This is a genomic window from Proteus faecis (genome assembly GCF_030286765.1).
GTDB classification, from domain to species: domain Bacteria; phylum Pseudomonadota; class Gammaproteobacteria; order Enterobacterales; family Enterobacteriaceae; genus Proteus; species Proteus faecis.
Window position 1 is genome coordinate 168,363 of record NZ_JASVWV010000004.1, and the last position, 18,271, is coordinate 186,633.

Here is an 18,271-nt window from a genome sequence, read left to right on the forward strand (position 1 = left end):
TATGACAATACAGTGAGTGTAACTAGATCAAGTATACTCACTGTATTAATTGATTTTCCTACCATTATTACGACTATCTGAAAACATCCTTGCTTTAAAGAAAATAACACCAGCCCATCTAATCCCACATTGTATTTTCGTATTTTTATTGATCTCTGACTTTTTTTAACTAAAGCCCCAACGTTACCCAATCATACTTATCATATTGATTATTATGTTTTTATTTTTAATTTGAACCTAATCACACTATATAAATAAAAAATACACATTCCTTTACTAAATAGACATTAGTGTTGATAATGACTATCATTATTAATTGAAAATGATAATATCTACGTCAATAAAAAAATTAAATGAGTCAGGTAAAAAAAGTGAGTAACCCAAAAATATCTCAAGAAAAAAATATTTATAAACCCGCTCCTCCTCGCCTAGTTCAAGTAAAGCGTATTACTGATGTTACACCAGGAATGCGTTGTATCACCTTTACGAGTGATGATTTAGATACTTATCCCGCAGATACTGCGGGGGCACATTTAAAAATATTCCTACCTTTAGAAGGCCAAGTTAAACCAACAGTGCCAGGCTTTTCTGAGAAAGGCCCTACATGGCCTGAAGGTGAACCAAGATCGATTGTACGTACTTACAGTGTTCGTGCTATTCGACCCGAACAAAAAGAGTTAGATATTGAATTTGCAATACATGACGATGCTGGCCCTGCTATTCATTTTGCACTAAATGCTAAGCAAGGAGACTATATTGGGATCACTAATCCGGGGGGACCTGATCCTTTATTAGCACCAGCGTCACATTACTATATGGCAGCTGATCCAAGTTCTTTACCTGCTTTAATGGCTTTGATAGAAACCATGCAACCTAATGTTCAAGGGAAAGTCATTATACGAGTAGAGGACGAAGCGCATCGCCAAGAAATTAAACGTCCTAATGGCTTAGAGATAATCTGGTTAATCGGTTCTGTTGAAGAACAAACTCAAAACTTGATTAATGAATTTACGTCGTGGAAATTACCAACTGAAGATGTGGCATTTTGGATTGCTGGTGAAGACAAAATCATTCGTGCATTAAGACGCCATATTCGCCGTGATAACGGTTTCGATCGTAGCTTAATTTATGCTATTCCCTATTGGCGTTTTGGTTATGACGAAGAAGGCTATCACGCTGAACGTCACCATGTGATGGATAACGAAGACGTAAGCTAAGTGATAAATTAAAGACTAAGCGTTGGCTGTACGGGCTGCATATTAACTCCTTCAGTAATATGCAGCCTTTTTTATTATAAAAATATAACTAATGTATATTCTTCTTATCTTGCTGATAATTTCCATCATCATCTATATAGATAACTGTAATAACTTGGTTAGTATCAATTCGCCCTTTATATTCGACTTCCTGTTTTGAGAAAGGTGCTATCATGGTGGTCTGAATTAAAGATTGCTCTATATTCTCTTGTGTATACATTTTTGAAATCGTAAAAAAATAAGCTGAAGGATTATTAATCTCTAAATTCTGCTGTTTCTTTATAATCTCAATCTGTTTAAAAATAGTGCTACTCGTTAATTCGAGTTGTTTAGGGCGATAGAAAAGCTTAATGCGAGTTTGTAATGCTAATTGTAACGTATTTGCATTTTCGCTACTGTCAGGTTTAGGTGGAATATCAAGCACATTAAGATAAAAAATAGATTCTCTATCTTGAGGCAATTTATTTTCTAATTGTTGTATTTTTAATTGTACTCCCCCATTAGCTGAAACTTTCATTATAGGAGGAATTACAATAAAAGGTGCTGTTGTCGTCTCAGGCGTTGATGAAATATCACCATCATCTATCCAAGATTGAACTAATGTTGGCTGTTCACTGTGATTAAAAATTTGCAATGATAGTGTTGATTTGTCCATGGGAAAAATTAGACGTGTACGCTCAAGTACCACACTTGCCTTTGCTATGGATGTTATAAGCATAAATAATAAAATAAAACTAACATTTATTATTTTTTTCATTAGATACACTCTTTAGTCATAAGACATCACTAATGTGGCAGTACTTGTTATTTTCCCTTGAGTAACTGAATTAATACTATAAGGATAATAATAAGCCCCCATATTTATCGAAAATGCAGAGGATAAGTTGTTACCTTGATTAACACTGAAAATACTGGTCGCACTGCCTTGAGAATTAATATTGTCAGAAAAAATAACGGGGCTATTGATATTATCGCTTTTTACTACACGCAATCCGATCCCCCCAGCACCTTGCGCTGTTGTATTAGTTAATATAGTTTTGTCTGTCGCCAATAAACTTTGGCTTGATAAAAACATCTTAATATTTCTAGACGCTTTTGAACCACTTAAAAAGTCTTGGCACGTAAAATTTAATGTAAAAGGCGTGTATCCTGCTTTATCTACCGTTTTTGCATCTTTTACACTGATTAATGGCAATGAAACAACTAAACCCGCATTAGAAAAATTACAGGTTGTCATGACAGGATTATAAGTAATTAGCATTGGTTGTAAAAAAATATCATTTTGATCAACTGGCCATTGCCACGTTAATAAGAATTGCACAAGTTTAATAACAATATTAAGTAACCACTGAACTAATCCAACATTCGATGCATCTGACGCTAAAATAACAGGATTAACAATAGCTGTACTTCCACTCACCTCTTTATAATTGGTCGAGGGTTTACTACTCAATAGCGTAAATTTTAAGGTGAAATTAGTATCTAAATCTGATGCAGGGTGTGTTCCCGCTGAAATATTCGTTACATTATCTTTTTCTAATGCTGTTAATGTAATAGAGACAAACTGTTTCCCACCATTAAAACCAATTGTTCCCGTTCGACCATCATTAAAAGGTGAGGCAATACCCACAGTATTAGGAAATAATACTCCTCTTGCATTACATTTAAAGGTACCCGGAAATATTGTTCTACTCGTTTTTGTTACAGTTGTTGAAGTTGCATTTAAATCTGTAGATAAATCAAAGTTAATATTGGGTGCCGTAATAGTTTCCTCAGGTTTACAATTAGCAATTGCCTGTTGGCTTATCGCACCTAATAAAATTATAAATATAAAAGCTGGTGATTTCATAGCGCTTTCCTTTATCGACAAATATTACTATTTTTATCCATCGTATTTATTAAATGCTCCACAACACATTCCATCTTTTCAGCTTTATTTAATTTTATAAAGAGTGAAGAAGGTAACTCATCACTTTTTAAATAAAGCACACTTGATTGTCCGACATAACCAATACTCTCTTTTTTACTATTTAAAACTTCTGTACCGAAAGGTAAACTTTCATTATTTTCTAAAGATGCTTTAATAATAAATGTCTTACGTTTATCCGTTGTTAATGTGAGGTAATTAACTGCGCCTAAATACGGAGCAACCTGAGTTGTATTTCCAACGAGCTCGGCATTTGAAGGCATTTCTGTATTTGTTAAAGTATAATTATTTGTACGATAAGGGATACTATTAGGCACTAATACTATCCCTTGATTATTAGTTAATGTGGCTTTATTTCCATTAACCATCATATTATTGGCCATAGGTGCTTCGATAAGAGTATAGGTATTCCCTGTATTACCTGAAAAAACAATATGATTAGGTACGGCAACAACTGTTCCTCGAGCACCTAATCCTCCCTGGCGATAATTATTTGCTTCCGTATAAGATGCCGATAATGTGCTATATGGATGACGATAACTGACATTTGCGCCGACTAAATTATTTCCACCTGTTTGATTTGAACCTGTTAAAGTATAATTAACTAGATCATCTTTACCTGCTGTTCCACTCATACTAATTGTAGATTGCTGGTAACGTGAATCAGCCGCATAAATTGAAGTATTAATATTGGCTCTTTTATCAAAAAATGAAATCGGCACACTAATATTAAAATAATAACGAGTCTCTTCTTGATTATCGTAATTTCTTAACTTTGAGACAGAAAGATTATATGCAATATCTTTATAATTATTTGAATAGCCTAACTGATACTCGCGATTACTCTCATCCGTATTCCAATAGTTTCGATGTGTCCCTGAAAGAAAAACAACACCACGCTGCCCACCCAAATATTGATTAAGATTTATAGTAAACGTATTTTTTGCTCTAGAACCTCGTAGTGCATCAAACGTTGATAAATCAAGATCAGATATTGCATTATTATTATTTTGTTGTTGAACAATATTATTTTGATAATCTTTCCAAGCTTTATAGTTGTCATGGGCATAAATTGAATCTACAAAGCTATAATAATCACGAGTAGAATAACGATAAGCAGCCAATGTTAAATTGGTTAATGTTGCATCCATATATTTACTATAAGCGAGACGAAAGCTTTGTCCGGTTTTTTTACCCGACTGTAAATCTGCGCTTGCATGTGTTATATCTGCTGAAATTGCCCCAAATCTAAAATTCCAACCACTACCTATCAACGCAGAGTAATAATCTTCACTGGCAATGCCTCCAGCATAAAGTGTAACAAGGTTACTTAAGCCATAATGAAACTCACCTTGTGCAAATTTAGGTCGGTAATCAGTATTATTAATCCGTGACTCCCCCAGTATCACGTTATAGCGATATACACCTTCTTTTAGCATGTCGGGCACGGCTGAAAATGGCACCGTAAATGACTCTCTTCTACCATCTGCTTCTTGAACAACCACTAATAGATCACCACCACCGGCTGTGGGTTGAATATCTCGAAAAGAAAACTCGCCCGGAGGTACATTTTCTTGAAAAACTAGATTTTCATTTTGATAAACACTAACTAATGCGTTTGTTTGTGCAACACCTCGAATAATAGGAGCAAAACCTTGACTTGAGTTAGGTAGCATTCCCATTTCTGTTGCCAACGATGCTCCTCTAAATGAAATGCTAGTAAAAAGTGTTGCTGGCGTATAAAAATCACCAATTGTTAATCCAGAAGTTATCTGACTAAACGCCTTATAAACATAGCGTGTATTGTTTTTCCATTGGCTGTTACCATGAGAATAATAAGAGTAGTTAGACTCATCTCTAAACTGCCACGCACCTAAATTAATACCTGAATGAATATTGGCAAAAAAATTTTCGTTATTACTTTTACTTCCTTTTTTTTCTTTATAGTTATAGTAATTTAAATTATAAGACAAAATCAGGGCAGAAATACCTTGTTGCCAATAACTCGGATCAACATACCCAACTTCTGATTTTTTCACCGAAATTTGGGGAGCATTAATATCAAGTCTTAATTTGTTTATATCTAATACCGATGTTACCCCTTTTGCCAATTCATTTGATAATATTGTCTTTTGTTGCGCCAGTTTTTGTTTTGCGGATAAAGATAAATTTAAGCCCAATTTATTTACATCTACTGGCTCAAAACTAATCTCTGCATGTTCACCCATTACATTTATTTCAAATTGCCCTTTCCATTCTTGATTAACATAAACATCAACAAGTTGTTTTCCTTCAGGAATTTTATCATCAATATAAAATCGTGAAATATCTCCATTCTTTGAATTCCCAACAAGCAAAGAGGTATCAAATCCCTCTGCGTACAGATTCTGAGTGTAATGTTGTATTCCTAAAAAAATAAGGATTGAGAGATATCTTGGATTATTCACGATGTTATCTCGATTAGAGTTTAATATTCTGTGATTTATAAACACCAAAATCATCAACATAAATAACAACAACGGAATTACTTTTTAATGTATTAATTAATGGTAACTCACGAGAAGATAACGGTGGGATCATTTCAGAATCAACAAGCGTAATACGAGGTGTTTCTTGTGTAGAAATAGATGCTATTGTGAAATGATACTGTGAGTTATTTTTTACTAGAACTTTATTACCATTTAATTGGTAAGTGATTTTTTCATTAACAGTCTCTGGGTTATCAGTAAGTCCTTTAGGGCGATAAAAAACTTTAATTCTTGTTTTCATTGCTAATTGAAGATAACTCTTTCCTTTTAATGCTTCCACATTTTCTGGAATATCTAATACATTTAAATAATATACTTTTTCAAGATTTTCCGATGGTATCTTATCGGAATTTTTTATTCTTAATGTTTGCCCTTGCCTTCCTGCAATTTTTACAATCGGCGGATATAAATAAAAAGGAGAATTCGCATCTTCAGGCGTTGAATTTATATTTCCATCATCTATCCAACTTTGTACCAAAGAAGCTAAATCACCATTATTTGTCAATTCGATATTAACACTATCAACACCTTCATAGTAAAGAACGCGGGTACCATTAATAATAATGTTTGCTAATACAGCCGAAGGTAATATCAAGATAATTAAAAGTAATATTAATTTTTTCATTATAAGCACCCAAAAAAGCCAGACCCATGAGTCTGGCTTTTTATATTATAAATAAGATACTGTATAAATAACGTTAGAGTGTACGGGTCCTGTTTTAGCTGCGGTTGCATTTGTTTTATAGTAACTGGCAATTAAGCGTAGAGTATCTGAATCTGGCGCCGTTTTATCGCCTTTAATACCTGTATCAAAAGTTGCATTTAGAGGTATAGCAACTGTTGGCGCAGCAGGTGTTGATAAACTAAAGCCAACATTCTTTGCAACTAATGGATCATTTTCATTTGCAGTATCATTAACTAAATATAATCCACTTGTTGAAATAGTATTTGCAGATGAGAAATGTATCTTTAAATTACTGCCACTTGGTGTAGATGCTGGAGCGCAATCAGAGAATGTCAAAGCAAACTCTTTTTGATTTTTGGCAATAACAGTATTTGCTGTTGTTCCTGCATCCGTTACGGTAATAGGATCTAATAGAATAGAAAAGTCCGCACTATTTCCTCCATTAATAGTACAAGTGGTATCACTAATAGCACCAGAGAAAGAAATTATTCCCCCAGCGCTATTTGTTGCAGCAAATGCCGACGACGACAATATAGCCACTGATAATAATGACAGTGGGAGTTTATTTTTAAACATATATAACTCCAGAATAGATAAATATTTAATTAGCAAAAATAAGATTCTATTATTGCCATCATTAACTAAAGGTGTGAAAGGATACCCTAGTCAATTTGATATTAGCCATACTTTAAAAACTCAACAAATAAATTTTTTTATTTTTTAAAAATTGTGATTTAAGTCAAATATAATTAACAACTACTCTTTACCAACATATAAAACATTGAATTTTCATTTCATCACTAAATTGACATACTATAAACTCAAAAAACAATAAATATAAAAACAATAACAATTAATTTATTAACAATAAATCGAAAAAAGATACTAAAAAACATCATTGGAATTATTTATTTGAATTAATTATTCCTTGATTAATAAAAATAGATAAAAACAAAACCTAAAAAATAATGATAAAGGCCACATATTAATGTGGCCTTTATCGCTCTATATAAAAACTCTTCTGTTCTATTTAATTATTATAAGCAGCTAATACATGCTGGCATAATGTAGAGCGTACACAATCTTCTTGCATAAATTTAATCACCCCCACTCGATTATTCGCCTCAAATCGAATAAGTGCATCCGCTAATCCAGAAGGTACGCTAGCAGGTAAATCACACTGTGTAATATCACCATTAACCACAACAGTGACATTTTCGCCCATTCTGGTTAGAAATAACTTCATTTGATTTACCGTAACATTCTGTGCTTCATCTAAAATAACAAATGCATTTTCAAAAGTACGACCTCGCATATAAGCAAAAGGCGCAATTTCGACTTTACCGATTTCAGACCGTAGACAATATTGTAAAAATGACGCACCTAAACGTTTAACTAATACGTCGTAAACAGGACGAAAATAGGGTGCAAACTTTTCAGCAATATCACCAGGTAAGAAGCCGAGATCTTCATCAGCCTGCAACACAGGTCGAGTAACAATGATACGTTCTATTTCTTTATTAATTAAAGCATCAGCAGCCATTGCAGCACTAAGGAACGTTTTACCGCAGCCGGCTTCCCCTGTGGCAAAAATAAGATTCTGATGTTTTATTGCATTCATATATTGGCGTTGCACTTCATTGCGAGGAGATAACACACGTTCATCACGTTTTTCTCTCGCCATACCAATAGTATCAATATCTCCAAATCCCGGTAAAACCATAACATTATCTCGGTATGCCCCATTACGTTGTTCTTTACGTGAAGTGCGTTTATTTTCTCGGCGTAAACGTGTTGCTGCTTTTTGTCTACTCATAGTGGTATTTACCCTTGTTAGTCTTCAAAAAGTCATCGACATCTCTGTTTGTATTTCATTCACTTACCGATGAGTCCCCTTCAGACTCTGTTTAGTCGCGGAAAACAAAAAAACCGGTCACAATCCTGAACATTAAACATCAATGAACGGTTGTTGCCGGTTTTCTGTGAGTAATGAGATATTTCCATTGCTTCTGTCATTCATATTCCCCATCATGGAGTTAGAGTGAAAATTAGCGAAGCTTTATGACAGTATAATGACAAAAGAAAAATATTTTCAACACTGAGATGATTTATAACCAGATGGACTTAACAAAAAAATAAGTGTTATTTTAGGGGGAGTAAATGAATTTCTTGCGATTACCTTTTATTTATTGGTTACTACTTAACCTAATTCCATTTATTGGTTTTGAACTTCACTCTGGCTCTATCAAAATGGGCTTCTTTTTTTACCTTGGTTTGCTTACCATTACGACTTCTGGGATTTGGCTTTTTTACTGCCTCTCATTTTTTATTAAACAAAAAACGTCTCCTAATCCCAATCACACACCTCGACAATTAGTGACAAGTGGCCCATATAAAATAAGTCGCAATCCTATGTATCTCGGTTTTTTAGATATTAGTATTGGGTTGTTTTTTATTTTTGGTAATTGGGGATTTTTGGGGGCTGCAATTGCGTTTTATTTTATTACTGATCGCTATACGATAGTACGTGAAGAGAAAATTTTAAGTGAGTTATTTCCACAAGCGTGGCAACAATATTGTCGCCACGTTCGTCGTTGGATGTAGTACGATTAGGGCTGTTTACAGTTATTAGCTAAACGGTAACCGGCCTTAATAGCTTCCCTCTCTGTTTTAAACAAAACCGCATTTTTATCTGACATTGTTTTATAACCAGAGCAATGTGCAAAATGGTAGATCTTGCTATTTACATTACCTTTAATATCTTGAGATTGTGATGTATCTACGGGTTTAACTGTTTCAGTTTTAGCTTTAGTGGTCTGCGTACTATTTGTTGCAGCTAATCCGATACCACTATTTTTATGCCCTAACTGCCATTTCATTTCACCTGTTACAAAGGGATTATGATATCCAACAATATGAGCAATACGATTATCACGCTCTTTTTCCCATGCTGTTGGTGGATAAGCTTTATCCCAAGCCATTAATAACTGTTGTTGCTGACGAGACATAGAAAGGTTATAGCGATCATGTAAGTAGAAATACACCCTTGCTACTTGGCCTTTAACTTCATTACGAGGTTCAAAAGTCCGTGAAGCAAAATCAACGCGACTACGGCATTGACCATATTGGTAAGGCGCTTGTACAGGTAATTGGCCAAAACTAAAATTGCTACGGTCACCATTAACTTCACCAATAGATGGTGCTAAATTGTGTAAATCAGCTTCAATTTTGCCAAATATAGGATCATTTTTCACACAATTAGTTCTGCCTCCATTTTGCCAACATTGACGTTGATGCCCAAAAACCCATGCAGGTACAATGTGCTCCCACTCTATACGTTCCGCTCTTGTTTGCTGGGTTCTGACTTTATAGCCACAACTGGCTAAATCAACACGCCCTCCAGATTTACCTACCCATTTCCAATCACAACCACAATAAATAGTACCTTGTGACTTTTGATTTTGATCATAATAAATACGTTCTTTTGCTATCTCTTTCGCTTTTGTAAAATTTTCAGGTGCCTGTGCTTGAATATTTAGCGTAATAAAAAACAAACCCAACACAACCGCGGTATAGTGTAATATTTTTCTCAAAGTGGTATCTGCCTTACTCTTTGTTTTATTAAACCCAATAAGAATTATCTTTAATAACCAACTGATAATCTTATTTTTATTTCGCCTAATCTTACCTTTTTTTTATTTATTTTTGGCAATCTTTCTAGCTATTTTTTATAGAAAAAATAAAACAATAAGCGTGAATGGTGATAGAAAAAGCCGTTATTCTCGACATTAACGTAAAAGGGATTTGCTATGGTTTAATCCATCAATGATTTGGAGAAGCTTAAAAATGAATGAGAATATGCTGAATTTGATGGATGAATTAGTCGAAATAACAAAAAAGCATGCGAATAACGAAGATGTTAAAGCACATGCCAGTTTAGAATCTGAAAATAAATTACGAATTCAAATTATTATTTCCGATAAAAATGAATTGGATATTACATTAAACTCTCTGCAACACGCGATGTAAGTCATTATACACTCGGACGCTTGCGATATAACCATAATCCCGGCAAAGATAGCCCGATAGAAAGCGCACCGACAATAAATGAAGCTTTAAGGAAATTCGTAACTAAAGCTTCAAAAATTTCTGCGCTATAACCAATTTGCGTTAACTTCACCACCGAGATCATCGCTATATATGCATTTATTCCGGGAAACATCGGAATAATAGCTGCAACAGTAAAGACTTTAGGATGTGCAAGCCACCAGCGTGACCACTGAATACCAATGCATCCCACTAAAATAGCAGCACAAAAACTTGCCCACTCAATATTCATACCACTCATTACTAATAGAGTACGAGAGCCATGGCCTATTGCTCCCAATAGTGCGCAATATTTTAATGCTCTTATAGGCACATTAAACACCATCGCAAAACCCACAGCAGGAATAGCTGCTAAAATCATATCTTCAATCAAGGTAAGAATTATCGTTATTATGCCCAATCTCTTAATCCCCATACTGCCATGGCTAAAATAACCCCTAAACAGGTTGCCAATGTTAACATTGTTGCCATTGCCCAACGCGCTAAACCAGTATTAACGTGCCCTTTAAACATATCAGCAACAGCATTAATTAAAGGAAATCCGGGAACTAATAATAAGACGCTAGCAGCCATTGAAATAGTCGCCGTAGCTTGAAAATAAGAGAGTTTTAATAATAGACCTGAGACTGAAGTCGCCACAAATGCCGTAATACAGAAATTAATTAATGGATTCATTTGGCGATGTGTTAATACTTGGCGGACAAACATACCAAAGCCACCACCAATAGTCGAAACTAAAAAGCCATCCCAATTACCACCATTTAGTTTAGAGAAACAACCACACGATAAGGCAACCATAAAAATAATCGCCCAACGTGGATAACGTAATGGTTTTATATGCTCAAATCGTTTTCTTGCTTCATGAATATCTGCAAGATGATGTTCAACCAAAATAACAATATGCTGAACTTCTGTCACAACATGCATATTAATGCCACGGTCGGCTATCTTTCGTGTTGATGTTTGACAATGCCCGTTAACAATCGTGGTTAATACAACCGCATTAGCAGAAATTGCACTTTCGACTTGATGTACACCTAAAGCTAAACCTAGGCGAGTAGAAAGCTGTTCAACCAGCATACTTTCTGCACCATGTTGCAATAGCAACAACGCAGTTTGAATACATAACTTGGTAATTTCACGCTGTTTATCTTGTGAAATGGCAGTGCACTCTGCCATTATCTCATTATCCATACTATGCCTTAGTTTTAATCAAAACGAGCTATTACTACTATAAAATTTATCGTATAGCTCGCTCCTCGTTCTATCATCTTTCAATTCTATTATGAACAAATAAAATATTTTAGGCAGTAAGCAGATCAATTTTATAGATGGATGGATATAAATATTGACATAAGAAGCACGGTATCATGATAAATTACGCTCTCTTATTTTTAGCTTGCTCAATCAAATGGCTATCACTGGTTTAATAAAAAACACGCATACAAGTGCTTTATAAACTAATTTAAGCAATTACATTCACAAATCAATTTAAAATGACAAGGCTTGAACCAAAAAATAAAAACCCCTAAATAGAGATCTAGGGGTTGCATACTATTTTCTAATTTTATACAAATGTTAGCGAACGACTAACACGGATTGCTTAGCATAAGCGACAATACCTGATGCATTTGATCCCAATAGGTGTGTTGAAATACTTGGGCGACGAGAGCCTATTACAATCAAATCAGCATGAATTTTTTCAGCAAGCTCTAAAACCTTATCTCTAGCAGAACCAAATACAGCTGAAAATTCAACTTGTTCATTTGGCAAATCAATACTATCAGCTAATTCTTGCAGTTGTTCTTGTACACGCTCAAGTGCTTTATTTGCAAAAGAACTGAGCATGTCATAATGGTAACTATAACTAATAGAGAAACGTGAAATATCAGGAATAGCATGGAAAAGATGCAGTTTCGCACCTTCTAATTTGGCAATATAAACAGCGTGTTGTAAGGCTTTAGTCGTTAACTCATCTTCTGAAATATCAACAGGTACTAGAATTGTCTTGTACATAGCAACTCCTCATTATCAGATTATTGTCTGTTTATTATTGTAGCGTTAAACCCACAGCTTGCTTATTTAATCTTCCTCAAGATGCCATTTATGCAATTGTCGATGAATAAAAGGTGTCACTACAAGCCCAATTGATAAAATAAAAACACACTGAAGAAATAAACCATAGATTGCAATAAAAAAGCGTCCTGTTGGGGTTGCAGGTGCTGGCTCTACAGGTTGACCACTTAACATAGAGATTGCATTTAATGAAGATTCCATAAAGGTATGTCCTTCAATTAAATAAAATCCTAATACGCCTGGTAATAATCCTAAAAAAAAGAAAATAGAGCCTATTACATAATAGCGTAAGATGCGTAGAATAAAATGATCGAGCCTTAAAAGTTCTTCGGTAAATTTTTCCATTCTTATCCACTTTCTAGACTGTTTATTCAATAAACTGCTGATTAAATAAATAAGATAAGCTACGCAAAAAAACTAAAAAATATGCTATGAGGGATGCTCATAGCATATTAGTAATATATTAACGAACAACTAACACTGAAATTTCAGCATAGCGAACAACGCCCGCAGCTGTAGAGCCTAATAAATGAGTGCTAATATTAGGTCTACGTGAGCCAATCACAATTAAGTCTGCTTGAATATCTTTTGCTGTGACTAGAATTTCATCACGAGGTGAGCCAAAAGTAACCGTATAAGCGACCTTTTCAGCAGGCAAATCTACCGAATCTACCAACATTTGCATATCATTTTCTGCTTTTACTGTTGCTTTATCTTTAATTTCTGGATAACCCAATGAATAAGCATTAATGATTGCTGAAGAGATAGGAAGAACATGAATTAAATGTAAATTAGCTCCTGTTTCTTTTGCTAAATACACAGCATGTCGTACCGCTTTACTGGTTAACTCTTCTTCCACAATATCAATAGGCACTAAAATCGTTTTATACATAATAACCCCTCTCAACTCTCCATTTGCCTTAATCCTATCGCAATAACCCAAAGATTACTGTGAGTGAATTAACTAAAAACAACCTAATCTTAATATAAACCTACTTTAATTATTAATATGTTAAGCTAAAAAATAAAAGTGATTATTCAAAATAGTTTGCATTATGTTGCTGTGTTAACGACCATATTTGATTGCGAATATTGCGGATCGTATCAATCAATTCTGATGCAGTTAACCCTATTGGACCAATACCTTTTTTAACTAAGATATCCGCCGACATTCCATGTATCCAAACTGCACTTCTTACCGCATCAGACATTGTCATTCCTTGTGCTAAAAAACTGCCCATCACGCCTGTTAGCACATCACCACTCCCTGCTGTTGATAATCCACTATTACCGGTTGTATTAATTGTGATTTCACCTTTCGGAGAAGTCACGACGGTATTTTGACCTTTAATAATTGCCCAACAATGATAAATCTTCGCAATTTCTTTTGCCGCTTCTTCTCTATTGTTTTGAATATCATTGGGGGTGCAATTAAGCAAAATAGAGGCTTCTTTAGGATGTGGCGTTAATACACAGTGCTGATTAAGTGAGAGTTTTGATTTAAATTTAGCCATTAACACTAATGCATCTGCATCAAACACATAGGGTCTATTTTCATTACGCTGTGCTAAAGCTATTGATAAGATCTTTTCAGAATTTGCAGATAATCCCAATCCACAACCAATCGCCCAAGCAGAAATGTCTTGCTGATTTATCAATTCTTGTGCTGTTTTAAGCATAAGCTCTGGTGCACTATCAATAAAAGGGATAGGAAGTTGTGGCTGAGCAAAACCGAGAAATACTTTTCCACACCCTGCTTTTAACGCACTTTTACCTGCCAACACAATAGCACCACTCATTCCTTCTGCACTACCTACAATACCTAATGTGCCAAATGTCCCTTTATGTGTATCGCCTGATTTGCGCTGATAAAGTGCGGGATAATGAGTGATTGCCTGTAATAATTGTTCTTCATTCATATTATTCCCCTCCTTTTTTCTGCATTTTTTCTTATTTCTTGCAATGATTGCTTTGCCACATTCTGTTTGTATTAACGTTCAAAGTATAGCGTGATTTCAACAAATAAATGAGTTCGCTGGCTATTTTGTCTCTTTATCATGCTAACTATTTCAATATGATAAAATGCTTTCATTATCACTATTCATACCTTGCTGAGACTTTGCTATTCTAATGATCTCGCTTGATATGATTTATAAATTGAAGACAAAGGAACGTAAATAATGAACGAGAAGTTTAAAACACAAGCAGATGTGGAAACATTAGCAGAAGAAGTGGCTTGCTTAAAAACACTAGTCACCTATATGTTAAAAGCATTAGGTCAAGCAGATGCTGGACGTGTTATTTTAAATATTGAACGTGCAATTGCAGAAGTTGATGACGAAAAACAAGCAGAGACATTCCGTAATACGATTAGCCAAATTAAAACAGCCTATCGTCAATAATACGTTTATTTCCTAATTGAGTATTTGCACATATTTTTATTCTGTTTTCTAAACTTTTTGTGCTGCACAAATAAACAAAAATGGGTTTAAAATTTCCTATATACTCAATCTCGAAATAAACCATTCTTTATTCATTTAGCTACCCCTCTATCCCTATAGAGGGGATTTTTTTCTCTTTTATCCCTTTCAATTTTTCTATTCAAATTATTTTCATACTATCAAAATGATAATGAATTTTTTTCGTTTTTTATCTAATCACTTCTATCAAATTTTTTTTGTTTAATATTCTTAATGTTATTTAGATTAAATAATAGAATTAGAAGCTTTGTTATTATTACCTATTCAAACATAGATTAACCTATTAAATACAATACATTAAAATTATGTTAATGCTCCGTGATGATCACTTACCTCTTGTTTGTTCTAATTTTTATATTTAAAACGTACATTTAGTTACTCTTAATACAAATAAAAACTAGTCGTATAAAATGTAAATAAAGATAAATCCTAATATTATTATATTTTGTGTTATTTTATTTATTGTGAATTGTAAAATTTTATTAAGTCAAAATTTGCTAGCTTATTGTCCCTAAACACAATTATAGTAAAAATAGCTAAAATCAATAGGATTAAAAATATTAACTATTTATATTTTTACACTTATTCTGATTTATCGTCACTACTGTTTATATGTTACACTTAATGAGTACGTACTAAAAATAAACATGAGGCTAAAATGAAACCACTTCTCTTATCTCTGCTATTATTACCTGCTGTTGCTTTTGCAAATCCAACAAAAATGGCTGATGATTACTGCGATACCTTTAAAGATATCTCAATTAAAGCTTATGATACAAAAGAACCAGCAGAGAAAATTGCTAAAGATGCAATGGCCTCTCTGAATGCAAAGAAATTTGATTTTGCAAAACTGGAAGCAACTGAAGCGCAATTCACAGAAGGTGCTATTGAGGTTGTTAATTCTTTACGTGAAGCTAAATCTGAAATTGGCTCTCGGGCAGAATTCCAAGACGGGTTAACTCAAATTGTTGCTGCTTGTAAAATTCAAATGGTCGCGGCATTAGAAGAGCCAAAAAAATAATCTTCTCATTAAAAAATGAGTAGCAATCAATTTAAAGAGTAGAAATTATCCTGCTCTTTTTTATTTCGCCTTCTTTATCACTTATTCGTTTTCCCTTTTCTTTTGCTTTTTTCTCTTTCTCTATAAATGACTTTCTATACCGTGACTGCTCCCCGCCCTGTCGGGCGAGGCTTCCCACTTCTTAGACCGCAACCGTCTGTCTAAATAATTCAAGATATAGCGAGTCAACAAATGAACGAATCGCTAGGGGCATACATAATTATGTGACGAGTGTGAGTGAATACAATCAACAACGCTTCAGCTTGAAGTATAACGAGTATCAATTATGCAGTATCTATCTATCGATATTAAGGTTTATAATACCTCGGTAAATACTTGTTAGTACTGGCCATAAAAAGGAGATATTGTGAGCAACGAACAATCCATCCAGCGTTTAAGAAGACTACGCCAGTCCGAAAACCTGCGTGCGCTCTTTCAAGAAACAACACTAACTAAAAATGATCTCGCTCTCCCTATATTTGTAGAAGAAGGGCTTGATGATTACCAACCGATAAAAAGCATGCCAGGTGTCGTTCGTATTCCTGAAAAACGTCTTGCTTATGAAATTGAACGCATTGCAAAAGCAGGCATCAAAACTGTCATGACTTTTGGGGTATCGCATCATCTTGATGAAACCGGAAGTGATGCTTGGAAAAGTGATGGCTTAGTTTCTCGCATGTCTCGTATTTGCAAAGATGCAGTACCAGAAATGATTGTCATGTCTGATACCTGTTTTTGTGAATACACATCACATGGTCACTGTGGTGTTTTACATGGTGAACATGTTGATAATGACGAAACCATCCATAATTTAGGTCTCCAAGCTGTTGCAGCTGCACAAGCTGGTGCTGATTTTATCGCGCCATCAGCTGCAATGGACGGTCAAGTCGCTGCTATTCGTGCCGCACTTGATAAAGCAGGGTTTAGCGATACAGGAATTGTTTCTTATTCGACTAAATTTGCCTCCGCCTTATATGGCCCTTTCCGTGATGCAGCAGGCTCTCGCTTAATTGGTGATCGTAAAACTTATCAAATGAATCCAATGAACCGCCGTGAAGCGATCCGTGAATCATTAATTGATGAGCAAGAAGGCGCTGATATGCTGATGGTAAAACCAGCGGGCGCTTATTTAGATATTATTCGCGATGTGCGTGAACGTACTTTATTGCCTTTAGCCGCTTATCAAATCAGCGGTGAATATGCGCAAATTAAATTTGCAGCATTAGCGGGTGCAATTGATGAAGATCGTGTGGTAATGGAAACTTTAGGTTCAATTAAACGTGCTGGGGCAGATTTGATCCTGTCATATTTTGCGCTTGATTTAGCGGAAAGAAACCTACTGTAATTCACCAACTATTACAAACCCTTAGTAAGTTAAGTGACTCGCTAAGGGTTTTCTTTTGTAATATTCTCTTTCTTCTGCCTTGATTCTTATCATTTTGATTCTCTTGTCATTATTTAGTTTAATTTTGAAATAAATTACACATAGGGCTATCTTTTCAACATTAATTTTGCTGAGATATCAGCTCATTTTTGGCTATGAGGTTACTATGGATAATTGTATTTTCTGTCAAATCGTTGCTGGAAAGGCACCTTGCCATAAAATTTGGGAAGACGAACACCACCTTGCATTTCTGTCTATATTTCCAAATACCAAAGGCTTTACTGTTGTTATTCCTAAAAAACACTATCCAAGTTACGCTTTTGATCTTAGTGATGAAGCCTTAGCTTTATTAGTGATTGCCACAAAAAAAGTGGCGAAAATCTTAGATAAAACATTCCCTGATGTTTCCCGTTCAGGCATGTTTTTTGAAGGATTTGGGGTTGATCATGTTCATAGTAAACTGAGTCCAATGCACGGCACTGGTGATATGACAAAATGGGCGCCCATTGAAAACAAACAGAAAATTTTCTTTGATACATATCCGGGTTATCTTTCATCTCACGATTTTGAACGAGCCAGTGATGAAGAGCTTGCACAATTAGCGGCACTGATCAGAAAAAACAACCAATAGTAAAAATCTAATCGGCTCTTCTTATATCTCATTTTCAGATATAAAAAACACCCCAAAGTTGGTGTCCAACTTTTGGGGTGCAGTTCAAAATAACGAATAAGCCATTAGTAAACTTATTCGCTACGCCAAAATAAAAC

20 protein-coding genes are annotated in these 18,271 nt (G+C 34.7%); 7 read left to right on the forward strand and 13 right to left on the reverse strand.

All coding sequences use genetic code 11. The features are described from left to right. Positions 1–353 precede the first annotated feature (353 nt). Positions 354–1,217: a siderophore-interacting protein gene (locus tag QSH13_RS07840; RefSeq protein WP_109397631.1), complete on the forward strand. Its 864-nt coding sequence runs from the start codon at positions 354–356 to the stop codon at positions 1,215–1,217. A gap of 88 nt (positions 1,218–1,305) precedes the next feature. Here the strand turns inward: QSH13_RS07840 and QSH13_RS07845 are convergent, their stop codons facing one another. The 6 genes from QSH13_RS07845 to phoH all read right to left on the reverse strand — a co-directional run bounded on the left by QSH13_RS07845 (position 1,306) and on the right by phoH (position 8,212). Next, positions 1,306–2,013 carry a fimbrial biogenesis chaperone gene (locus QSH13_RS07845; RefSeq protein ID WP_286039002.1) on the reverse strand — a complete coding sequence of 236 codons (708 nt, stop codon included), beginning with the start codon at positions 2,011–2,013 and terminating at the stop codon, positions 1,306–1,308. A 12-nt stretch (positions 2,014–2,025) separates the two neighbouring features. Further along, positions 2,026–3,105, reverse strand: coding sequence for a fimbrial protein (locus QSH13_RS07850; protein WP_109397633.1), 1,080 nt, complete (start codon positions 3,103–3,105; stop codon positions 2,026–2,028). 11 nt (positions 3,106–3,116) lie between these two features. Next, on the reverse strand, positions 3,117–5,630 hold the full coding sequence (locus QSH13_RS07855) for a fimbria/pilus outer membrane usher protein (RefSeq protein ID WP_286039001.1): 2,514 nt from the start codon (positions 5,628–5,630) through the stop codon (positions 3,117–3,119). 13 nt (positions 5,631–5,643) lie between these two features. Next, positions 5,644–6,336 (reverse strand): fimbrial biogenesis chaperone, encoded by a 693-nt coding sequence (locus QSH13_RS07860; RefSeq protein ID WP_109397635.1) that lies wholly within the window; start codon positions 6,334–6,336, stop codon positions 5,644–5,646. A gap of 45 nt (positions 6,337–6,381) precedes the next feature. Beyond that, positions 6,382–6,972, reverse strand: coding sequence for a fimbrial protein (locus QSH13_RS07865; RefSeq protein WP_072064062.1), 591 nt, complete (start codon positions 6,970–6,972; stop codon positions 6,382–6,384). A gap of 454 nt (positions 6,973–7,426) precedes the next feature. After that, a complete protein-coding gene (gene phoH, locus QSH13_RS07870) occupies positions 7,427–8,212 on the reverse strand; it encodes a phosphate starvation-inducible protein PhoH (RefSeq protein ID WP_286039000.1) in 786 nt (261 codons plus the stop codon). A 344-nt stretch (positions 8,213–8,556) separates the two neighbouring features. Here phoH and QSH13_RS07875 point away from each other — a divergent pair, with 344 nt between their 5' ends. Beyond that, entirely contained in the window at positions 8,557–9,000 is a 444-nt protein-coding gene (locus QSH13_RS07875; RefSeq protein ID WP_109397637.1) for a methyltransferase family protein, read from the forward strand. 5 nt (positions 9,001–9,005) lie between these two features. Here the strand turns inward: QSH13_RS07875 and QSH13_RS07880 are convergent, their stop codons facing one another. Continuing rightward, the gene (locus tag QSH13_RS07880) at positions 9,006–9,989 is read right to left on the reverse strand and encodes an endonuclease (RefSeq protein WP_235376271.1); all 984 of its coding nucleotides are present in this window, start codon (positions 9,987–9,989) and stop codon (positions 9,006–9,008) included. A gap of 253 nt (positions 9,990–10,242) precedes the next feature. Between QSH13_RS07880 and QSH13_RS07885 the strand changes: the two genes are divergently transcribed. Continuing rightward, positions 10,243–10,425: a hypothetical protein gene (locus QSH13_RS07885; RefSeq protein WP_036912881.1), complete on the forward strand. Its 183-nt coding sequence runs from the start codon at positions 10,243–10,245 to the stop codon at positions 10,423–10,425. A 4-nt stretch (positions 10,426–10,429) separates the two neighbouring features. Here QSH13_RS07885 and QSH13_RS07890 read toward each other — a convergent pair whose 3' ends face one another. From QSH13_RS07890 to QSH13_RS07915, 6 genes are all read right to left on the reverse strand, one after another. After that, a complete protein-coding gene (locus QSH13_RS07890; RefSeq protein ID WP_109397639.1) occupies positions 10,430–10,903 on the reverse strand; it encodes a threonine/serine exporter in 474 nt (157 codons plus the stop codon). Next, complete coding sequence (locus QSH13_RS07895; protein WP_109397640.1) at positions 10,894–11,697, reverse strand: threonine/serine exporter family protein; 804 nt, start codon at positions 11,695–11,697, stop codon at positions 10,894–10,896. The genes QSH13_RS07890 and QSH13_RS07895 overlap by 10 nt, the downstream gene beginning before the upstream one ends. A 384-nt stretch (positions 11,698–12,081) precedes the next feature. Further along, on the reverse strand, positions 12,082–12,519 hold the full coding sequence (locus QSH13_RS07900) for a universal stress protein (protein ID WP_109397641.1): 438 nt from the start codon (positions 12,517–12,519) through the stop codon (positions 12,082–12,084). A gap of 66 nt (positions 12,520–12,585) precedes the next feature. After that, positions 12,586–12,924 (reverse strand): hypothetical protein, encoded by a 339-nt coding sequence (locus QSH13_RS07905; protein ID WP_072064066.1) that lies wholly within the window; start codon positions 12,922–12,924, stop codon positions 12,586–12,588. 118 nt (positions 12,925–13,042) lie between these two features. Then, positions 13,043–13,471, reverse strand: coding sequence for a universal stress protein (locus QSH13_RS07910; protein ID WP_036912874.1), 429 nt, complete (start codon positions 13,469–13,471; stop codon positions 13,043–13,045). A 142-nt stretch (positions 13,472–13,613) separates the two neighbouring features. Further along, positions 13,614–14,498: an NAD(P)H-hydrate dehydratase gene (locus QSH13_RS07915; protein WP_109397642.1), complete on the reverse strand. Its 885-nt coding sequence runs from the start codon at positions 14,496–14,498 to the stop codon at positions 13,614–13,616. A gap of 261 nt (positions 14,499–14,759) precedes the next feature. On the opposite strand from QSH13_RS07915, the gene QSH13_RS07920 reads away from it, so the two are divergent. From QSH13_RS07920 to QSH13_RS07935, 4 genes are all read left to right on the forward strand, one after another. Beyond that, positions 14,760–14,981 (forward strand): DUF2594 family protein, encoded by a 222-nt coding sequence (locus QSH13_RS07920; protein ID WP_006536484.1) that lies wholly within the window; start codon positions 14,760–14,762, stop codon positions 14,979–14,981. Between the two features lie 736 nt (positions 14,982–15,717). Next, on the forward strand, positions 15,718–16,080 hold the full coding sequence (locus QSH13_RS07925) for a hypothetical protein (RefSeq protein ID WP_109397643.1): 363 nt from the start codon (positions 15,718–15,720) through the stop codon (positions 16,078–16,080). Positions 16,081–16,486: 406 nt separating this feature from the next. After that, positions 16,487–17,464, forward strand: a complete 978-nt coding sequence (hemB, locus tag QSH13_RS07930) for a porphobilinogen synthase (protein ID WP_036912871.1) — start codon at positions 16,487–16,489, stop codon at positions 17,462–17,464. Between the two features lie 205 nt (positions 17,465–17,669). Next, the gene (locus QSH13_RS07935; RefSeq protein ID WP_036912868.1) at positions 17,670–18,134 is read left to right on the forward strand and encodes an HIT family protein; all 465 of its coding nucleotides are present in this window, start codon (positions 17,670–17,672) and stop codon (positions 18,132–18,134) included. The last annotated feature ends 137 nt before the right edge of the window (positions 18,135–18,271 follow it).